We start from the raw sequence: 21,524 nt of genomic DNA, 5'->3' as shown, positions 1-21,524 counted from the left end.
ATTCATCGCTGGAACTGCATCGGAAGCGCCTGTCTGCTGTTTGAGACCGAATGATAAGAGGAGGAAAAGATCGATGGGAACGCTACAGTCCCCAGAACCAGAATTGGGGCCGAACGGGGCTCGCACTGCTGCGGAGAGTCAGAAAATGGCCAACAGGGCGCTTTGGCGCAATGTTGCTTATCGCAGAATTTTATGCGGCTACGGCATCTCTGTATTCGGTGATTGTTTCAACGGCATTGCCATCAGTCTGTGGGTGTTGCAGACCACGGGAAGTGCGAAGAGCATGGCAGCTGTACAAGTATGTAATATGGTCGTCAGTTTTCTGTTCGGATCGTTCGCGGGTACGTTTGCCGACAGGCTGGATCGCAGAACATTGATGCTGTCGTCGGATTTGTTTCGTGGAGCTATGGCGTTTATCATCGCGGTGAGTCTGTTTGTACTGCACGCTCCTTTTCCATTCGTGCTGCTCTTGCTTTCCCTGTCCATGTTCTCCAGCCTGTTTCAGGCGCCTGCATTTCATGCTTCGGTAACCAGTCTGGTGGGGAGGGAGCATCTGCAACAAGCTACAGGAACCATTCATTTGGTCGATAATATTGCCCGTATCAGCGGACTGGCCGCAGCGGGGATTTCAGTTTCTGCATTTGGAGGGTTTACAGCCATAATGATTACGGGTGTGACCTTTTTGCTGTCTGCGATATGTGTGATGTTGGCCGGGCGTTTCCCGGATGTACAACGTTCTTCCATGCATAGAGGATCGTTCGTCAAGGAGTGGGGCGGTTCGTTCTCCTACATCTTTGCCAATCCCCTGATTCGCTCGATCGTGATCCTTAATCCGCTGCTGATTCTCTTCTTCATGTCAGCCATCATGCTAGTTCAGGTCATGGCCGTTAAAGTATGGCAGGCAAATCCAGTCCAGTTCGGACTGATCGAGACGTGTATTCCTCTGGGGTATATGCTAGGTTCCGGAATTCTGATTGCCTCCGGTAAACGGCTGAAACGAAGGGGGCGATGGGTGTTTATCGGCTTACTGGTTCTTGGCCCGCTGTACATGTTGTTATCCAATGTATCTTCTCCTTTGCTGGCCTTGCCGCTGATCATTGGGGGAGGAGCGATGTTTGCGTGCTGTACGATGTTAACCCAGATTATGATGCGTGCCGAGGTTCCTGATGAGCTGCAGGGAAGAATCTACGGTGTGCTCGGAACCATAACAAGTACAGCCCCGATCCTGGGATTAACGGTGGTTTCGGTTCTGGCTGATCAATGGGGTGCCCAAGCGGTGCTGGAGAGCCTGGGCGCGTTGCTATTGGTGGTAGGGGTGATCGCAGCAGCAGGATTAAAATCCATTCGAACCTATCGATAGCAATGTATGTCATATGTAGGGACAAGCTCAATCAAAGAACCCGGAGCAGGCGCTTATCGCGTCTGACTCCGGGTTGAATGATAGGAAGATGAAGGAATGACTATTGCCAGTCCACTGTAACGGTTGCTGTTCCGCTGGTTGGTGTGGTGAAGGTATGGTTATTGCCATTTTCCCACGTGATGGTAGAGCCGTTCTTTTTGAAAAACTTGAATTCTAGTTTCGTTCCGGCAGGTACACTGACGTCATAGTACCAGGTTGGATAGGAGTAAATCACCTGATTGAACGCTGGACCAATGGCGAGAGGACCTGTGGACCAGTTGCCCAGCTCCGCGACACTACCTGACAGATAGAGATTCTGACCAAGCGTGGTGGATGCATTATTGATAACAAAACGAACGGAAACCTGATTGCCACTAAGAATCGTGAAGTTGTTATAGGTGTTACTGTTGACTCCGCTCGCTGCGACTTTAACTGCATAGTTGCCCGCGGCAACAGCAGGGATGGTCACTTTGATCTGAGTATCTTCCCATGATGTAATGGCTGAACCGGTAACAGCGGTTGTACCGAAATACACCGTGCCTTTGGTAGTACCGAATCCGCGACCATCAATGGTAACAGTGTTACCGGCTTTACCCATTGTAGGGCCAACATGCCCGATGATTGGCGTTGTAGTATTGGCTGTGTACTGCCAGACCGCTGTGGCTCCTGCGGCAAGTGTGAAGGTAGAGACGTTACCACTTGTAGAGGTAATGTTATTGCCGCTTAATGCACCTGCAAGTACATCGTTGTATGTTCCAGAAGGGAGCGATGTAGTAAGGCCACTGATGGAAGTGGAAGTCGAGAGATTGCGGTTAACCGCTACGACAGCCACGTTGTTGCCGAATTTGCGTTCATACACATACACATCATTGTTAATCCAGCGCTGCTGGGTAGTTCCGTAGGCGATGGCTGGATTGGTTTTGCGTAATGGAGCAAGCTTGCTGATGACGTTAAAAGCCGTTGTTGTTTTGGAGAACGAAGGCATTTTGGCACGGTTATCCGGGTCACCGTTACCTGTCATATACTGCTCCGTGCCATAATAGATGGCCGGTACGCCCCGTGAGGTGAGTGTAAATGCAAGCGCTTGTTCCAGACGACGGTTGTTAACGGCACTTGTTTTGAAGCGATCCATGTCATGGTTATCAATAAAGGTTACCTGATCATTCACCTGGGCATAATCAGCCGCAGTGCTGGTGATCATGGAATCCAGGGCAACCATCGTGGACGTGTTATCCCGGAAAACGTTACGTACTTCGTTGTTGAAACGGAAGTCGAGCAGACTCATTCCGGATTGGTTGGCGAAGTTGGTATTGTCCGCGTCGGAGGCGGATGAACCCAGGAACCATTCACCGAACGTGAATACCGGTTTATAGCCATAGATGGAGGACATCCAATTCTTTTGCCATCCCATCGGCATATGTTTCACCGCATCCACCCGGATTCCATCAATGCCCATATCGAGCCAGAGCTTGATCGCATCCTTGAAGTAGGTGTCAATAGTACTGTTGTTGTGATTCAAGTCAGCGAGATCATAGAGGTTTTTGTAGATACCATTCTCCAGTGTGGAGAAATCGGAGCCACCATTGTGGTGGAAGTATTTGTTGGTATCATTGGTGTAGCCACCAAGCAGCGTGCCGTTATTGTATAACTTTCCATTCTCTGCGAATGAGGTATCGGTTTCCATGGCAGGAGAGGTATGGTTGGGAGCAAAATCAATGATGACTTTAATGCCCTTGGCATGTGCAGTATTGATCAGGTTCTGAAAATCGGTCATCGTACCGAAAGCAGGATTGGTCTTCTTGAAGTCACGTGCCCAATAGCCGTGATAAGCCGTATTGTTGACACCGGAATAATTAATCAGCGAGTAAATGTTCTCCACAGGCTGGGAAATCCAGAGTGCCGTAATGCCGAGATCAGAAAAATAGTTATCGTTGATCTTGTTGATCAATCCTTGCCAGTCGCCCCCGCAATAGAGCTTCAGGTTAGAACAGGAGGCGTCATAGGCCGCCCCAGTAGGGTTGTTGGAGGGGTTACCGTCCAGAAACCGGTCGGTAAATACTTGATATATAACATCGGTGCTAAAGTTCTGCTTGTTGGTTACAGCCGTATCCGCATCTGCGAATACGGAGGCCACAGGGAATAATGGCAGTGCACTTCCGGCCATTAAGCTGAGGGTCAGCGTGGTACTGAGGATGATTCGCTTGGTCCATTTGAACATGGTAATCCACCCTTCGTTTATTATATAAATTGAACTAAAGAATATTTACACTTACCACTCCGATGACAGAACACTCTTCCGATCGCTGTTATCCCCAGATTTTTTTTGATTCCCTTTTTCAAAGGGGAAAATCCAGGGATAAAGGCGAACGTTCCACTTCTTCAGGTTATTTCTGTCCTCTCCGTTCTCGTGTAAATGTTTAGTCAATTTATATAGATGTGTGTTCTCTTCCTTAGAAAAGCGCTTTCAAGTTAGACGTTGGCAGGTTATTCTTAACGATATCCCCTCCTTATGAATGCCAACAACCCCGGCACCTCCTGCTGGAGTTACCGGGGTTGTCCTAAACCGATTGGGTTTAAAAGCATGGCCCTCTAGTTATAATCACAACGTTATGATAATTAAATAATGGTTTGGTTGTCAATAACTTTTTCCTGAGCATTTTTTTTCTATTTCCATATTTACAAACCAGCCTCAACAGATTTAAACTATTCGCAGACCCACCAATATAAGGGCTATGCATTTTAGAACATTTCGGTGTTTTAAAACAACCCCGTCTCTTCAGAGACGGGGTTGTTTGTCGATGTTAGCCGAGGGAAGAACGAAGCAGATATAACGGAAAAATCTCAGTATGTAAAACGAAATCTATAGGAGAGGCGGTTGATGGATCAGTGAACACTCATTCTGTTATCGAATGTGTGGAAGGTTTCAAGGCATCCAGGCTGGACAACACGAGAAAGATTTTTGTCTATTTGCCACCAGGCTATAAGGAGCATGTGGATCATCGCTATCCGGTGTTATACATGCATGCAGGTCAGAGGGCCTTCGGCCATTCGACTGCGGGAAATGAAACGTGGCACGTAGATCAGGCAGCAGACCAACTGATCGCTCAAGGCTTAATGGATGGGCTGATCATTGTCGGAATTGCCCATGTTCGTCCAGTTACACACAATGAATTCTATCATTTCATTGCGCCTGCAAGAGAAGCGGTAAGCGTGGGCTGCTCAGGCCTGGATTATGAACACTTTATCATTCATGAACTGAAACCGTTCATTGACGAGCATTACCGCACACTTCCGGACAAGGATAATACGGGACTGCTTGGTTCTTCCGCAGCGGCACTCAGCACCTTTCATATGGGAACACGTCATCCCGAAATTTTTGGGAAAATAATCATGCTCTCTCCCTTCTTCGTGGACGTGCAGTTGGACGAAACGTCGGAGAGCAGGTTACAGGAAGAGAACATGTACCTCATGCCTGAGAGCAGTGCTCCGATTCAAATGTGGATGGATATTGGGGACGCCGAAGGATTGTTTCTCCCTTCCCAGGTAAGGGGAATAACCCATCAGATGCTTGAACTGGGGTATAAACCTGGCAAGGACATCGCATTTCTGGAACAGCCGGATGCAGGTCATCAGGAAGCGGATTGGGGAGAGCGGGTTCATCTTCCGCTACTGTACATGTTTGGCCGAATCGGTAATCCGGTATCTCTGGAGCTCAAGGGAAGGGACGTGATCGGATTGAGGGGCGGAATGAGCGGTCACGTCAATGCGCTGCTTCATTATGATAGTGGGTTCACCATGAGTGTACTTGAAGGGGAATATAAGTCCGATCAACCCGATGTTCTTGAAGTACGACCCAATGGGGGACTGGTTCCTGTCAAGACGGGTAATGCAGTGGTTACCCTGAAGGTAGGAGCGCTGTCGGCATCACACATGTACACGGTTGTGGAAGAATTATCGGGTCATGTGACAGTCTGCATGAGTGCGGAGGTACCGTTTCAGGACATATATGATGATTCAATCTACGGAGGCATGGGCATGAAGCTTCTGCACGCAGGCGGCGGCCGTTATGAGGGCTGCTTCGAAGTTCCGCGTGACAGCGGATTTCGGTTCAGGTTCACGCGAGGCTTCCGGCAGTTCGAAACCGATGCAGATGGCAAGGCGCTACCCAATCGGGTGTTTCGTGCCCATGATAACCTGTCGCTACATTACAAAATCCAGTCTTGGGGCAGCACGGCTGCCAAAGCCGGGAACAGGAGGTAGCCATGATCAGTCAACCATTTCAACCCACGATGGATATTCCGTATTATTATCCCTGCAATTTTCCTTTGGTTCACGAAATCCTTCAGCGTCAGGGCTCCATAAGCAGTCTGGGCCTGTTGGCTTCCAGCCGCTTGTATAGTCTGCCTTCCTGTTCGGATCGTGGCCTGATCAAGCCTTACTTTCATAAGTTGAATTATGAGGAGCCGATGTGGGAAGTGTTTGGAGAACGGGAGTTTGACAGCTTCGAACAAGGAAAGGCATATATGCGGGAGCGCCTTGAAAATGAGGGGCTTTTGATCGTCACAGGCACAAGTTATTGCTTGCCTTATGGGGAGGATTATCGAAATCCGGAGTATATTCATAAACTCGTTAAACAAGGCTCGCGTCTTCATCTGGTCGATCATTGGCTGGCTGTGTACGGGATGGATGAGGAGCAGATCTATGTCTATGATCCCGTTCCCTCCAAATACATGGGAGCTGTATCGGCTACTGATTTCCAGGAGTTCTGGAAAGGAAACAAAAATATCTCCGAGCTGGAAATAGCCCGGCGAAAAGAAACATTACGGACATACGGCACGATGGAGATCCGTGCTGTGGAAACACTAGACGCGGCAGGCTACCGAAACATGCTGCGCTCTGCGCTGGCGACGCAGGCCCATGAGTTCATCACGGGCAGAACGGTCTGGCAGGGCAATCGAAGCTATTATTTCGGACAGGCTGTATCCTCACAATTGTTACAAAGACTGCGCCCGGATGCCGAGTCGGATCGGGAACAGGAGAAAGCCATTTCCGCGTTCCTGTTCGACATGCGCTGGAGCCGCTACTTTTTCCGCGATTTGCTTGAAGAAGCGGCCAAATGGCTCGATTCTCCCCATGATCAATATGTTGCGGAATTCGGTGCAATGATAGCCCGGTGGGAACAGGCACACAAGCTGCTCCAGATCGCCAGAATGAAACGAAGCCCTGATTGGCGGGAGCAGTTAACGGATATTATCCAACAATTGGCGGAGGACGAATTGCGTTGGTACGAGGCGTTGATGACGACACATCAGCATGCCGAGCGCTTCAGACAGACCTCTTCGACTGAGGAGAATCTCACGCCCTCACGTTGGGAAGTCATTGAGCGGATTGTGCTGGATAGCTGCGATGAGCTTAATCGGTTCCATAACGCGCCCATCCCTCTAGAGCAAGGCTTGCAGGCGCCTCTATATGGAAGTCGGGGGAGACTGGACTCCCTTGAACTTGTCACTTTACTTGCGGTTGTAGAGCAAGGGGTTGAGGATGCGTTTGGTGTAGGGATAACTCTCGCGGAAATGGCTGCTGCTTCCATGCCGGAAAGTCCCTACCGAACTGTGGAATCACTGATTGATTATCTGGAGGCGCAATTGAAATATTGCCCGAAAGGTGATGAGGGATGAATATCACTTTTCTTCTGGAACGGTTCGCCGCGTATGGTAGTCGCCCTGCGTTGATATGGAAAGACGAGCAACATAGTTATAACTGGTTATTGGAACAGGTGAACACTCTAAGCCAGTGGATAACCAGAGAAGGGCTTGAAGAAGGGATCGTTGTGCTTGAAGAGGATTATTCTCCTTATGCGGCAGCGGCATTAATCGCTCTTCTGGAACGGAATTGTATTGTGGTTCCGCTGGATCGACACTTGGTTGAGGCTAAACGGAATGAATATACAGCGCTCGCACAGGCAGAATGGCGCATGAGTGTCGGGGAAGGGGAAGCTACTGCCAGACGCCGCTCCGTGCAGGACAGTCGGTCCCCGATATTGGCAGGGCTGGGTCAGGAAAAGAAAGCAGGTCTGGTGATCTTCTCCTCCGGATCGACAGGACGAAGCAAAGCTGCTGTTCACAGCGCGGATCGTTTGCTGGACGGGTTCAAGCGGCAAGTCCGTCCTCTCTGTACGATCCCTTTCATGATGTTTGACCATATTGGCGGCTTAAACACGATGCTGCAATCCTTGTCCAGCGGCGGCTGTTTATGCGTTATACCGGATCGCTCACCCGTCGAAGTATGCAGAACCATTGAAAAGTATCGCGTTCAGGCGCTGCCGGTCTCACCAACGTTCATGAATCTAATGCTCCTTAGTGAAATCTATCGGGAGTTCGACCTATCCAGTCTCGAAGTGGTCTCCTATGGGTCAGAGGTTATGCCAGTGGCGCTGCTTGCAGCATGGAATCGACAGTTCCCGAATGTACGCACGGTCCAAGCTTATGGCATGTCTGAGCTTGGCATTCTGCCGACACGCTCCAAAGACTCGGGTTCATTGCTATTTACGGTGCGTGACGAAGAAGTTCGTTATCGGATTGTAGACGGGTTGCTTGAGATCCAGAGTGAAACGGCCATGATCGGGTATCTGAACGCTCCATCTCCTTTCACGGAAGATGGTTGGCTTCAGACCGGAGACGAAGCGGAGATGGAGGATGGTTACATTCGCATTTTGGGTCGCCGCTCGGAGATCATTAATGTAGGCGGACGTAAGGTTTATCCTGCGGAAGTGGAGAGCGTTCTGGAGCAAATGGATTCCATTGAAACGGCTGTCGTCAGCGGGGAGCCGAGTGGAATTACGGGGCAGATGGTTAAGGCCACGGTCAGACTTACAGGTGAGCAGTCTCTTACAGAACTGCGCAGACAAATCTGGGACTTTTGCCAAGACAAGCTGCCACCATACAAAATCCCGCAAAAGATCGTCGTTACTCATGAAACCTTAACAAGCCCAAGAATGAAGAAAATAAGAAATCCCGGTCCAAGCTTTTCCGTTCGGGATGAGGTTGCGGCAAGCATGGAGGAAGATTCGGAAGGGCCGTAAAAATGAATGAACGTATAAATGAAGTGACTCATGAATGCCAATGCAGGATGGGAAATAGTGAGTTGTAATTGGAGAGGGGAACCGTTGGATGCATTACGCATCTACGGTTCCCCTTTTTTGACTTGGAGAAATAAACATATCTACATCAGCATTTTGCATCATTTAATTCAACTCGCTCCAGGGTATAAGATCTAGACGAATAGAAGCTTTTCGATCTAGATCTTGCTGATTGAAAGACGCTATTTGGATTTATGCAAAATGCACATATTAATGTTCATTATCCGTGCAAATGACCTGGGAAGGCATCGAGAGAGGCTTTGATTAAAGTGAATGTTATGCTTTCACGTGTGATTTCACATTCAGCTGCAACAGGGAGAAACCGTACCCTTCCAAGTCCAGCTTCAGCTTGTTCTGCTGAGTCTCCTTGGAGGTGGCTGTGAACACATTACGCCAAGTTCCTTGGTGTAGTGGCAACTCCATACTGCGGGGTTCTTCGCTTGCATTCAGGACGAGCACGAATTGTTCCCCAGTCTCCTGATCCTTGCGTCCAATAGCAATGCATGGATCTCCGGCTTCAGCGTAAATCATAGTGATGTCCGCACCGCGCAATGCAGCGTGTTGTTTGCGCAGGGCAATGGCTTGGGTGAAGAAGTCGAGCAGATCCTTGTTCTGCTTCTGTTCGTCCCACTCCATACATTTGCGACAACCTGGATCATACCCTCCATCAAGCCCTACTTCATCACCATAGTAAATACAAGGAGCACCTGGGTACGTAAGCAGCAGCATGACAGCCAGCTTCATTTTGCGAACATCCCCTTCACATAGGGTGAGGAGTCGCGGCGTGTCATGACTGCCGAGCAGGTTGAAAGCTGCCTCGGTTACAGGCTGTGAATAAGCAGCAAGCAGTTTGCCAATCTCGTTGGCGAATCCGAGACCATCCAGCTTGCCAAGCACGGCATAGTCCATGACGGAATTGGTGAACGGGTAGTTCATAACCGCATCGAACTGGTCTCCCTGCAACCACATAATGGAATCATGCCAGATTTCGCCGAGCAGATAGGCATCCGGATTAAGGGTTTTGACCGTTTGCCGGAATTCACGCCAGAATTGATGGTCTACCTCATTGGCAACATCCAGCCGCCAACCGTCGATACCCATATCTTGAATCCAGTAGCGGGCCACCTCCAGCAAATATTCTTTGACCTCGGGATGCTCCGTGTTCAGTTTGGGCATAAGGGGTTCGAAGGCAAAGGTTTCGTAAGTGGGAATGCCATCCTCAATACGCGCCGGCCACTCTCTGACATGGAACCAGTCCGCATAACGGGAAGCGGCCCCTTTCTCAAGCACATCTGCGAATGGAAGAAACTCTCTTCCGGAGTGGTTAAACACCGCATCCAGAACAACCCTTATGCCACGTTCATGGCACGCATCCACCAGTTCCTTCAATTTCTCATTGGTGCCGAAGTGGGGATCGACCCTCATATAGTCTGCGGTATTGTACTTATGGTTGGTTGTAGCCTGGAACACCGGGCAGAAATAAATGGCGTTAATGCCAAGCGCACTTAGATGGTCGAGATGGTCCAGAACCCCCTGCAGGTCACCCCCGAAAAAATTGAAAGGAGTCGGTTTACCGCCCCAGGGCTCTGCGTTCTTCGGACTGATCGAAGGATCACCATTGGCAAAACGTTCAGGGAAGATCTGATAGAACACAGCATCCTTAACCCAAGCTGGCGGTTCAAAGATATCTACCGGATTCATAAATGGAAAATCAAAAAATTCCAGCGGATGATCGGGCAGCGCCTGCTCAAATCCCCGTTCGGTCATCCAGACGGATTCCTCGCCCTCAATCAGCTGGAAGCCGTAGCGCAATCTGCGGTAAGGTGGTTGCGCTTCCACTTCCCAATAATCGAACAGGGCATCACGGGCAAAGATCCGCATAGGAAGGTGGAGGACCGTACGATCCCAGGCGTATTTATCTCCGATAATAGCGATAACAGCATCCAGGTCGCCCCGTTTGGAACGGAGTCTCAGATGCATGGTCGAACGGTCATACACGTAGGACCAATTCATTTTGGGACGATGATAAATAGCTTCAAGTAACATGACATTCACTCCTTGTTTGGGATAGATAATACGGCTATAAACGCAAAAAAGGCACAACCCCAATGTTTACGAGGTTGTACCTTTCGGCAGCATAGCCTTTTGATTATAGTGCTATTATACGAACTAATTTGGAAAAAGAAAACACTTTTTTTTCCTGAATTCTCAATTTGTTTATTTGGGAACAAATGGTGTGTCCCGCTTCATGTGTGAGGGTAGAATGATTCAAAATCAACACACATTTTGGTGGTCTATTTACTAAAAATCATACCCAAGCTTATTGGCATAAGCAGAGATTTCTTTATGATATTTCTCGATGCTTTTCTTGCCGGTATCAATTTTGGCGTTGGCTTGTTTCAGGACAGCGCTGTTTACCGTTGTTTTGGAGACAGCCTTTTTAGCGAGTTGGAATCCTTCCAGCTGTGTATAGCTACCTTTGATCAAGTTGGCATGGATTTTTTGCAGTTCCGCATTCTGCGGTTTAATCAGCTTCAGCTTGGATACATATTTGGTGTAGTTAGGAATCGCTGTGTTGGTCAATTTGAGGAAAACGGACTTGCGATTAGAGGATGTAATGTAAAATCCCCCTCCCAAAGCGTCAAAGGCTTTCTCCTCATATATAGATGCGCTATCCAGTTGATCCAGGTAGTTCAGGAAATCCTCTTCCTCGGCTGTAAGTTCCGGCTCTTCTTCTGTTGTGTCAACTTCGGAGTATGCGTCATCCGAATATGTAGTGGTTGAGTCATCCGCAGCAGCGGCATACGACCCTGCAGGTGCGAATACCCCGCCGAGCAAAACAAAACTCATAATGATTGATAGTACCCATGATTTCTTCACGTTCTAATTTCCCCTATCTATATATGTGATATTATTCCAATGGATAATCTAACATAGCACGACAAGAAATTACAGGAATCGATTGACAGACATGGAATCTATAATAGTGTTGTGAATCAACAAAAAGGGAGGATAGTAGTTCCGAAAGCATTTCCATATTTTCTAATAAATGATTAATGTAGTTAGATGAATAAAATAGACTTCGTAACGTCCCGATTTGGATAAAGCTAAAGCGGGACTGTTTTTTTAATTAAATCTGCCCAAAATGGACGTACATAGAGCAGTCAGATGATATAATCGAATGAAGGTTATCGTCTCACCAGACTAATTTCGAAAAGGTTTTCGGTGAGTTATCTATTTTTGGTTGTAACCGCAATCATAAATACACACAGAAAGTGAGAGCTGAGATGAATCAGAAAAAGCTTTTTACGGATGGATGGCAATTTGCGAAAAGTAAGCTGGAGGTTACGGAGCCTGCGGGGTTAACGTTTGAACCGGTTGAGCTTCCCCATGATTGGCTGATCTATAATACGCTTGAACTGTATGAGGACAGCATCGGATGGTACCGCAAGACATTCCCATATACGAAGGATGAGCAGCAGCTTCTGCTTTGCTTTGACGGGGTGTACATGGATTCTTCCGTATATGTGAACGGTCAGCTTGTGGGGGAATGGAAGTACGGCTATTCGGCTTTTGAGCATGAGATCACGAGTGCTTTGGTGGAAGGTGACAATGAAATTATAGTCAAAGTCGTGCATCAGAGTCCCAACAGCAGATGGTATTCCGGGGCTGGAATTTACCGCAATGTGTGGCTCAAAACGAGAGATCGGAATCACATCGTCACAGACGGTACCTATGTATCGATTCAGCAGCAGCCAGAAGGCTGGCAGGTTGAGGTGGATACGGAGCTAAGTCTCAATCAGAATGCACAACTTGTGCACACGATTTGGTATCAGGGTAATCAGATCGTATCCAGCAAAGCGGACGTTACAGCTACAGCGGGTAAAGACACCGGACATGGAGAGATACAATCGAACAGCCAACAGCTGACGGTCGATCTTCCGAAGTTATGGAGCCCGGATGAACCGAATCTGTATGATCTGGTAACGGAACTACAAGTAGCTACAGGTGAGCAGGGCTATGAGACGATCGAGACCGTCACACAGCGGATTGGTTTCAGGGATATTAAGCTGGATGCAAACGAAGGATTCCACCTGAATGGGGTCAAGATGAAGCTGAACGGCGTGTGTGAACACCATGATCTCGGGGCGCTTGGGGCTGCTTTTAACCTGACAGCGCTGCGCAGAAGATTTGTGCTGTTGAAGGAGATGGGCGTTAACGCCATTCGGACCGCTCATAACATGCCTGCCAAAGAGTTCATGGAACTTGCGGATGAGATGGGTATGCTGATCGTTTCGGAAGCGTTCGACATGTGGGAGAGAGCCAAAACCCCTTACGACTATGCGAGATTTTTCCCGGAATGGGCACATACTGATGTGAAGAGCTGGGTGAAGCGTGACCGTAACCATGCAAGTCTGATCATGTGGAGTATCGGTAACGAAATTTATGATACCCATGCAGATGAGCGGGGGCAGGAAGTGACTCGCATGCTGATGGAATATGTACTGGAATTCGATCCAAAAGGGAATGCAGGCGTGACCATCGGTTCGAACTACATGCCGTGGGAAAACGCACAAAAATGCGCCGATATCGTGAAGCTGGCAGGCTATAACTATGCGGAAAAATATTACGACAAGCATCATGAAGAACATCCGGACTGGATTATCTATGGTAGTGAAACGTCGTCTGTCGTGCAGAGCCGTGGAATCTATCACTTCCCGTTTGAGCAATCCATACTGGCAGACGATGACGAGCAGTGTTCGGTACTTGGGAACAGCACGACAAGCTGGGGAGCGAAGTCGGCAGAATATTGCATTTTGGCAGAACGGGATACTCCGTATTCATTGGGGCAGTTCTTGTGGACGGGATTCGATTATATTGGAGAGCCGACACCGTATCATACGAAGAATTCGTATTTTGGACAGCTGGATACAGCAACGTTCCCGAAAGATTCCTACTATATCTACCAAGCAGCCTGGACGGATTACAAGAAAAGTCCGATGGTTCACCTGTTCCCTTACTGGGATTTCAGTCCTGGTCAGCTCATCGATGTACGCGTGTGCAGTAATGCGCCGAAGATTGAATTGCAGCTGAATGGTAAGACAATCGGCACGTACGATATCGACCATGCAACGGGAACGCAGCTAGCAGGCTGGTGGAAAGTGCCATATGAAGAAGGCGAGCTCAAAGCCATCGCTTATGATGAACACGGAAACGTTATTGCAACGGATGTGCAAAGATCCTATACAGATGCGAAGCAGGTTCGTCTGCAAGCAGATCGGGAGCAGCTGCAAGCGAATGGTACAGATCTTATTTTCGTGGAAATTCTAGTGGAAGATGAAGCTGGCAATCCCGTGCAAAATGCAAACAACCGTGTGCAGGTCCAAGTGACAGGTGCAGGCCGTCTGTTGGGTCTGGATAATGGAGACAGCACGGACTATGATCCATACAAGGGTCTCAGCAGAAGGCTGTTCAGCGGCAAACTGATGGCAATCATCGGGGCATCGAACGAATCGGGAACGGTGAAGATCGAGGTGACTTCCGAAGGATTGGAAAGTGCAGCTGCAGAGTTCGAATCGCTAGCTGTTGAAGGCACAGGAGATCGTACCTTCAGTGATTCCGGGGCCGCTGCAAGTCAGGAACAAACTCTACTCATGAGTAATACGGAACGTCCGGTGTTGACGGGACGCGCGCAGGAGATTCCTTTACGGAAAATCGAGATTATCAGCGAAGGTGGACAGCTATTCGATCCATCGAAACAACAAATGACGGTGAAAGCCAAGCTTTATCCGGAGAACACATCCTATCGGGATATTGAGTGGGCAGTTGTGAACGATGCAGGTATCGAATCTAACATTGCCAAGGTCGAAGCCAATGGTCTGGAAGTCAACGTATCCGCTCTGGGCGATGGGGAATTCCGTCTTCGTGCGACGAGCAGTAACGGTACCGATAAAACGAAACTGATCTCCCAACTGGAGTTCAAAGCAACAGGTCTGGGCACGGCTTACAAAGATCCATATGGTTTCATTACAGGAGGACTGTACGATTACACTAAAGGAGATGTCGGTAACGGCAATGAACGTGGGGTAGCGACAAGCCGGGATGGGGAGACGCATGTGGGCTTCCGCAATATCGACTTCGGGCCTTACGGATCTGACACCATTACAATTCCGATCTTTGCGCTGTCCAGTGAGGAGTACTTCATTCAGATCTGGGAAGGTATGCCGGATGAAGAGGGAAGTATACTGCTGGCAGATGTGGTATATGACAAAGAGTCTAGATGGAATGTATATCAGGAAGAGACGTATCATCTCTCCAAGCGGCTGAGCGGGATTACGTCGATCTGCTTTGTACTGAAGCAGAAGATTCATATCAAAGGCTTCTCATTCGAGCGCCAAAGCCGGGCATTTGAACAGAATACGGCTGCATCATGCGATCATCTCTACGGGGATACGTTCAAGATCGAGGGCGATCATGTTGAGGGGATCGGGAACAATGTGTCGCTGGAGTTTGAAAATATGGACTTCACGGCAGAAGGTACATCGAAGCTTGTGATTTATGGCCGTTCGCCGATTGATAAAAACACGATTCATATCCGCTTTGCAGGTGAGGACGGACAGAGCAATCAGCTGGTCGAATTCACACAATCCGAAGGATATGAGGAGCGGGTGTTTGAGCTTGAGCAAGTTAAAGGTGTGCAGAAGGTGACTTTTATTTTCCTGCCGGGTAGTCAGTTTGACTTTGGCTGGTTCCGGTTCGAGAAGTAGGACACATGATTTAACAGTCAGGGATAGAGATGAATTATAACACTCCTCTTCAAGTAAACGGTGTTCGTTAAGAACAGGACGTTTACCTGAAGGGGATTTTTTGTATGTTAAGCGATTCGTTTAGCTTCCTGAATCTTTCTTATCAGCATCGTCAATGGTCAGCATAGCTTTCTCTGAATCCCAGGACACGTTCAATCCCAAACCACGCAATACCTCAAAAGGCACTGTAGTTGCTCCCGAGTAGTTATTTATGGGTTCAGGTAGCTGCATGACTCGCTCCCCAGATGCATCTGCGGAAGTTATAACATACTGTGTTTCGTTAGGTCGGATTGTGGTTGTCCGATTGTCATAATTCAACGTATAGTGGTTCAGGCTACCTTCCACCTGATGAATCTCAAATTTTGCTCCAAGTGCTGTGGCGATGGCTTTGATTGGCAGTTGCACGGTCTTAGGCGTTTCAACAGCGGCATACATCGACTGGAACAGCTCACCGTTCAGATATACATCTGTACCAATTTTGGCTTGAACGGGTTTGTAGACCATTCCTCCAGATGACGTTGCAGGTGCACCCGCTTCCTCGTATTTATCACTTCCCCAGCCCCAGACGGTTCCATCCGAGGATAAGGCAAGACTGTGGTAATATCCTGCTGAAATATCGGTAATCCCGGATAGATGGTTTACTTTTCCTTCTTTGCCGTTCACGCTCCTTCCGTAGCTATACACCTCACCGGATGTCGTGAGTAATAACATATATTGCGAATTTCCATCCATCTTTTTCACCTTGAAGTCGTAATGAAAGGCGAATGCTTTCCCTGTCTCGTCCAAACCCCAGACTTTCCCGTTCTTATCCAGTGCAAGCAGGGACGTATCTGTTCTTGTGATCGAAGATATGTTGGTCAGACCTTTTATCTTGGTAGGTTTGGACAGGACATTCCCGGATTCGTCGGGCTCGTTCCACGTCCATACGGAGCCATCTTTCTTCAGGGCATATCCATGCAGACCTGCGGATCCAACCTGGATAACATCTTTCAGTCCGCTAATCGCATGCGGTTTCCGTATGAGATCAGAATCGCTTCCTTGAGCGGTAGGGCGCTGCCATGACCATACTGTCCCGTTCTGGAGAAGGGCGACGGTAAAAGAACCAGTCACTACATCCTTCGCAGAGTTGATGCTTTCGACTTTGCTTGGTAGTTTGCCAGCACCCCACTCCCAGACCGTTCCATCCGCCTGAACGGCTGCGTTGATTCCACCACCGGCGGCTGAAATAGCTATTACATTAGAAAGTTCCGGTACGCGGATGGGACTAAATGTATGACGATATCGAATGTTCTCGCTCACACCCAGCTCTCCCAACAGATTGCGGCCCCAAGTCCAGACCGAACCATCACTTCTCAAGGCGACTGTGTAATAATAAGCCCCCTCTACAGCGATATAGTGGAGTTTCTTCTCTGTGTTTGCTGCATTCGATTGAACAGAAGTGTTACTGGCGGAATGCTGTACGTTAGTGGCTGCGTGAGCGTTTGGCTCAGCTGTCAGCTCCAACAACAGGCTTGATGCAACTAATGCGGCAGCCATTGCAATGGCGAATCGTCGGGATGATTTACCTTTACCATTAGGCCTATGATTCAAGCGTGAAGTGGAGCGTCGTTTTTCTTTTGCTGTATCATCGGATGGGTTAACCGAGCGCATGGTATCGCCTCTTTTTCGGATGAGATGGACGTAAATGATGCATTTCTATATAAACACTTTATGGAGGATTGAAGTTACATACAAATGATAAAAATTTCCTTTATATTGAAGATCGGCGCTGAGTGTTGTTTAAGTTTTTACTTACAGCACATAGGTAACATGTACGGAGGTCTATAGCGTTATAAACATGAGGTGATAGGATGAGAAAAAGTATGTTCATCATCATACTGTTAGCATTAATGATGTTAACAGCCTGTGAAACAAATGTTCAGACAGTGGATTCTCCAGTAATCATGAATTCATTTCCGGAAATTATTGAGCCACATAACCCTGAGCAAGCGGAGCCATCATCCAAGAATTGATTTACGATGGCACAGCCATTCAAACGACTTATGACAACTCAAGAGATGCTTACGGCTCAAAACAGGGGAGACCGAACAACATCTGCAAAGGGATCGGTACGATTAAGAGTGAACAGGGACGTGTGTTTTATGTGTTAACAGGGTGTGAGAAGGAAGGGGACGCCTTTTCTATTCCCAAGTTATGAGAGTGATATCTATCCGTAAATATTTGAGATATGTAATTATTAAGGCTGTAAACCAAAAAGATCCTGCAAAGCCGAGGCTTTGCAGGATCTTTTTGCGCTAGGTGAACATTACGAGCCGATGGTTATCCATATAAAGTGTTGGACAGTTCAATCAGATTTCCATCAGGATCACGCACATATACCGAACAGATTGGTCCGAGTGCACCTGTCCGCTTTACCGGTCCTTCTTCGATCTTCGTGTTCTGTCGTGTTAAATGCACAATGACTTGCTCCAGCGGTGTGCTGACCAGAAAACAAAGATCTGCTGAACCGGGCGTGGGCGTATGAGCTTTGGGTTCGAATTCTTTTCCTCGCTCATGCAGATTAATTTTCTGCTGTCCAAACTGTAACGCTTTCCGGCCCTGGCCGAATTCGACTACCTGCATGCCTAATACGTTCGTATAAAATACAATCGTCGCTTCCAGATTTTCCACAGTTAACACGAGATGATCCAGACGTTCTATTTTCATGGATAGAGGCCTCCTTTGAAATGGAACATTAGCTCCTGTGAAACGAGGGTTGTTTATAGTAGTATTTCGTTTATTATACCTCAGAGCTCAGAGTGCGAAGTATTACGATAGATGGTAGAAGAAAGTGTCTCATGGCGATATAACGCTGGCTGCAACGCTGACCACCATCCCGAACAATGTCATTCCGGTGGAAGGCATGGCGCGCCTACTCGGCGTAGATCGCTTCATGTCAGACTCCTATATATTAGGAGCAACTCTGTCTTTTTTTATTGGGCCTCCTCTATAGTTATTAGCACACTCTCTGAATGTGCGAATGACATATACATAGGGCATACACACTGTGTGCCTTGGCCTAAGGAGAGTGACCGTTTTGAGGTATCTGAATAAGAGGATAGCTACGTCCAGTAAATTAAGGTCCAGACGTCCAACACCAAAAAGCAGAAAAAAATCCCCGGAAAAACGCAAGAAATGCCATATTATCTGTAAACCTTGCCGGAGAAAACGCCGCTCCCTCCGACCGCAGCGTCCAATAAGACAACTGAAGATCATCTGGGACAAAAAAGTCATTGCTTTGCCGAGGGGGATTGGCGTCAACCCGGCATTTGCAGAGCCCGGGCCCCGGCTTGCTCCGGTGAGAGAACATGAAACGAAGACTGTCGGACCGCCCGGAATGCAGGGGCTAGTGGGGGAGCAAGGCGCTAAAGGTCCCGCCGGTCCTCACGGCGAGCACGGCCTGCCGGGTCTTCCCGGAGCCCAGGGTCTCGTCGGCCCTCCTGGAGCGCAAGGGCCTGTCGGCCCTCCTGGTGAGCAAGGACCACCGGGTAGCGTTCCCGGAATTGAGATTATTCCTACGGTAAACCGTTACTTCTTTTTTCCGGACACCGATCTGGATTTATCGGACCCGGTTACGGTTCCTGCCGGGGAATTTATAAATGACGAAGGCGGTAGCGTAACCGAATTTGCCGGAATAGGGCTTACCAGTTTCAACAATCTTTATATAAACGGGATCGTCCAGCCGGGCAACTCATACGACGTAAGTCATGACATGTTGTTTTTTCCGTCACAAAGCGGTGTACTCTTTGCAGAAACACCGATCATTCTTGAGACGATTCAGTTAACAGCCAAAATAACTAATGGTTAAAATTGGTCGAACCTCCTCGTGACTTTGCCTTCACTACTCTCGAATCTACCACATATACTATGTCAGGTAGGAGGTGAGAAACATGCCACTCGTGACACCCTTTCAGAACAGTTTAAGATTTGCTGCAACAATTGGTGATGGAACGGGAACCGGAGCAACGTTTGCAATTGCCGCGACTACTTTTACAAATGACGCGGGTACAGCCGCAACGGCATTTCCGGGCACGTTCAATTATTACAATCTTTATATTAATGGCATTATGCAAACAGCGGATACATCCACCGTTACAACCACCACGATTACGATTCCCGGAGGAGATGCACTGAATGCAGGAATTCCAGTTGTCGTACAATTCGTAGTGTCTTAAAACTAGCCAGAACCATTCTACCTTTTACCTTGTGCGGCTTCTATCGTAGATAGAAGTCGTTCTTTTTGTATAAGACATCCATCGACTCAAGGTTCCACTTTATAGACGTAGTGTTTAAGCGGTGCTGAAAATACATGAATACGCAAAATAGTTGCCTAAGGAATATGGTCCACCTATCGGATCACCCGTAAAAAATGAATCCTCCGTTTGATTCCAATCGTCCTTCTTACTTGTTAAAATTTAGGTACATATACTACGGTCAGGTTGGCGGTGAAGACGGAATGCAACGAATCGAGATACATCCCGATGTATTAGAGGAAAAAGCCCGGTTGGTCCAGCAAAAGAAACTGAAACTGGAGCGGATGGTACGGGAACTAGAAAAATCAATTTATCTGTTGCAATCGGAATGGTCGGGTGTGACGGGGGAACGTTTCTTTTGGGATTTTATGCAGTTGAAAGAAGTTTTCCCTGCCACACTGGGTCTTTTGGATAAAATTCAGAATGAATTTATTTTTATAGCGAAGAATTTTAGAACAGCGGATGGTTCGGGTGAGGTTGCTCTATATATACCTGAAGAACTGAAACGAAATTTCGGTGTTGGACTGCTCGACAAGTCGATTGGAGAGACCGTAACTGGAATTGGACAGACAGCAGAGGCGCTCTTTTATGATCCATTCGGTACAGTGACCAGTGTGGCTTATGCTATGACCTTGGGTAGAGTGGTCGATGTTGGGCGAGGCATTAAGTTTGCTTGGGATGCAACCTGGGGAAACGGAACAGCCAGGTCTGATGTAGGCCAATTTGTGGATGAGCAGAAGAAACAGGTGGATGAGAACGGGCTTGGTTATTACAGTGGCTCCATGATGGGTCAGGTGTTGGCCTATGCTTTTGTTGGCAAGGCGCTTCGTTCGAAAGAGGATATGGGATCGGGAGGGGGATTAGGGGGAGGTAAGAGAGAATCGGATAAGGGTAAAGAAGGGGCTGGACAAAATGGTAAACCTGTTGTAGATAAAGAGAGGTGGCTCGGGAGTCTACAAAATACAGAAAACTTTAAAACAGGAACTAAAGAAAACGGATTAAGCCATATTTTTGGTGGTGAAATACTCAAAAATGGGAATGCCAATGGTTTTCATTATGAAGGGATCCCAAATAGTAACGGTAAAATTGTCGGGAAAGTTGATACACCTAATGAGTTTGGTGTCTATCAAGCCAATGTTGAAATTAATGGAGTACCAAAAGGACCCAAATCCACATTTTTTCCAAAGGAATGGACACCACAACAGGTAATTGATTCAGTAAATGAAGCTTTTAATAATAAAGTAAATATAAAAAACAATAAATATATAGGGAAAACAAGCACAGGAATGGAAATAGAGCTTATTTTAAGAAATGATAAGATAATCTCAGCATACCCAATATACTGAATTGGAGGGTAAATTAGTGACGATAAAATATAAATATAAATTAAAATATATGGATGAATTTAATATGGTTGTATTGGATTTTGACGAGGAAAAATCACTAGAGTTCGCTAGTATGATAAGTGATCCCTTAGGATCTGATATACCTTGGAGATTTAAAGATTTGAAAAAAGATATTGAGAATTATTTTGAATTATTAAGGGGGGGGATACCCGAATACAGACATGGAGGAAACGCATCCAGCGTTATATCACATAAAGACTATACAATAATTGAAGATCCATTTTATGATGAGGAAGAAGATGAAATTGAACCGATCTGTAAATTAGAGACAGTTGAATTTGTGAAAATTATATTACTATGGGCTTACGAAACTTACAAATTTAAAAGTAAAAAGGGAGTGATTGCTTTAAAGGAGGCAGAAATGGTTATGAAATGGGTTGAACAAAAGATTTTAGAAGTTGAGAGTATAGAAAATGAATCTATACAATAGATGATGTAAAGCTCATTCCTAATCATGGTCGGCAAGCAGTGAAGAGTTGTATC

Annotated in this window: 14 protein-coding genes; 9 read left to right on the top strand and 5 right to left on the bottom strand. The window is 47.4% G+C overall.

Features of this window, described 5'->3' with window-relative positions:
- The first annotated feature begins 73 nt into the window (after positions 1-73).
- Positions 74-1,360: an MFS transporter gene (locus AMS66_RS29155; protein ID WP_053784104.1), complete on the top strand. Its 1,287-nt coding sequence runs from the start codon at positions 74-76 to the stop codon at positions 1,358-1,360.
- Positions 1,361-1,460: 100 nt separating this feature from the next.
- Here AMS66_RS29155 and AMS66_RS29150 read toward each other — a convergent pair whose 3' ends face one another.
- Complete coding sequence (locus AMS66_RS29150; RefSeq protein ID WP_082350941.1) at positions 1,461-3,617, bottom strand: alpha-amylase family glycosyl hydrolase; 2,157 nt, start codon at positions 3,615-3,617, stop codon at positions 1,461-1,463.
- Positions 3,618-4,285: 668 nt separating this feature from the next.
- Here AMS66_RS29150 and AMS66_RS29145 point away from each other — a divergent pair.
- From AMS66_RS29145 to AMS66_RS29135, 3 genes are read left to right on the top strand one after another with little or no spacing between them, the layout of a single operon-like run.
- Complete coding sequence (locus AMS66_RS29145; protein WP_053784103.1) at positions 4,286-5,659, top strand: alpha/beta hydrolase; 1,374 nt, start codon at positions 4,286-4,288, stop codon at positions 5,657-5,659.
- Positions 5,660-5,661: 2 nt separating this feature from the next.
- Positions 5,662-7,077 (top strand): cysteine peptidase family C39 domain-containing protein, encoded by a 1,416-nt coding sequence (locus tag AMS66_RS29140; RefSeq protein WP_053784102.1) that lies wholly within the window; start codon positions 5,662-5,664, stop codon positions 7,075-7,077.
- Positions 7,074-8,480, top strand: a complete 1,407-nt coding sequence (locus AMS66_RS29135) for an ANL family adenylate-forming protein (RefSeq protein WP_053784101.1) — start codon at positions 7,074-7,076, stop codon at positions 8,478-8,480. Before AMS66_RS29140 ends, AMS66_RS29135 begins: the two co-directional genes overlap by 4 nt.
- A 333-nt stretch (positions 8,481-8,813) precedes the next feature.
- Here AMS66_RS29135 and AMS66_RS29130 read toward each other — a convergent pair whose 3' ends face one another.
- The gene (locus AMS66_RS29130; protein WP_053784100.1) at positions 8,814-10,583 is read right to left on the bottom strand and encodes a glycoside hydrolase family 13 protein; all 1,770 of its coding nucleotides are present in this window, start codon (positions 10,581-10,583) and stop codon (positions 8,814-8,816) included.
- A 255-nt stretch (positions 10,584-10,838) separates the two neighbouring features.
- The gene (locus AMS66_RS29125; protein WP_053784099.1) at positions 10,839-11,417 is read right to left on the bottom strand and encodes a hypothetical protein; all 579 of its coding nucleotides are present in this window, start codon (positions 11,415-11,417) and stop codon (positions 10,839-10,841) included.
- Between the two features lie 407 nt (positions 11,418-11,824).
- Here AMS66_RS29125 and AMS66_RS29120 point away from each other — a divergent pair, with 407 nt between their 5' ends.
- Positions 11,825-15,304, top strand: a complete 3,480-nt coding sequence (locus AMS66_RS29120; protein WP_053784098.1) for a glycoside hydrolase family 2 TIM barrel-domain containing protein — start codon at positions 11,825-11,827, stop codon at positions 15,302-15,304.
- 120 nt (positions 15,305-15,424) lie between these two features.
- On the opposite strand, the gene AMS66_RS29115 is transcribed toward AMS66_RS29120, so the two are convergent.
- Positions 15,425-16,993 carry a stalk domain-containing protein gene (locus AMS66_RS29115; protein ID WP_053784097.1) on the bottom strand — a complete coding sequence of 523 codons (1,569 nt, stop codon included), beginning with the start codon at positions 16,991-16,993 and terminating at the stop codon, positions 15,425-15,427.
- A gap of 669 nt (positions 16,994-17,662) precedes the next feature.
- Entirely contained in the window at positions 17,663-18,049 is a 387-nt protein-coding gene (locus tag AMS66_RS29110) for a VOC family protein (protein ID WP_053784096.1), read from the bottom strand.
- Between the two features lie 631 nt (positions 18,050-18,680).
- Between AMS66_RS29110 and AMS66_RS34475 the strand changes: the two genes are divergently transcribed.
- The 4 genes from AMS66_RS34475 to AMS66_RS29090 all read left to right on the top strand — a co-directional run bounded on the left by AMS66_RS34475 (position 18,681) and on the right by AMS66_RS29090 (position 21,471).
- Positions 18,681-19,190: a DUF4183 domain-containing protein gene (locus tag AMS66_RS34475; protein WP_201782233.1), complete on the top strand. Its 510-nt coding sequence runs from the start codon at positions 18,681-18,683 to the stop codon at positions 19,188-19,190.
- A gap of 82 nt (positions 19,191-19,272) precedes the next feature.
- A complete protein-coding gene (locus AMS66_RS29100) occupies positions 19,273-19,557 on the top strand; it encodes a DUF4183 domain-containing protein (protein ID WP_053784094.1) in 285 nt (94 codons plus the stop codon).
- 281 nt (positions 19,558-19,838) lie between these two features.
- Positions 19,839-20,981: an EndoU domain-containing protein gene (locus AMS66_RS29095; protein WP_053784093.1), complete on the top strand. Its 1,143-nt coding sequence runs from the start codon at positions 19,839-19,841 to the stop codon at positions 20,979-20,981.
- A gap of 49 nt (positions 20,982-21,030) precedes the next feature.
- Positions 21,031-21,471 carry a hypothetical protein gene (locus tag AMS66_RS29090; protein WP_053784174.1) on the top strand — a complete coding sequence of 147 codons (441 nt, stop codon included), beginning with the start codon at positions 21,031-21,033 and terminating at the stop codon, positions 21,469-21,471.
- The last annotated feature ends 53 nt before the right edge of the window (positions 21,472-21,524 follow it).

The sequence above is a fragment of the Paenibacillus xylanivorans genome, assembly GCF_001280595.1.
GTDB lineage: Bacteria > Bacillota > Bacilli > Paenibacillales > Paenibacillaceae > Paenibacillus > Paenibacillus xylanivorans.
Note: the sequence above shows the minus strand (reverse complement) of the source record. Positions and strands in the feature narration are given on the sequence as shown.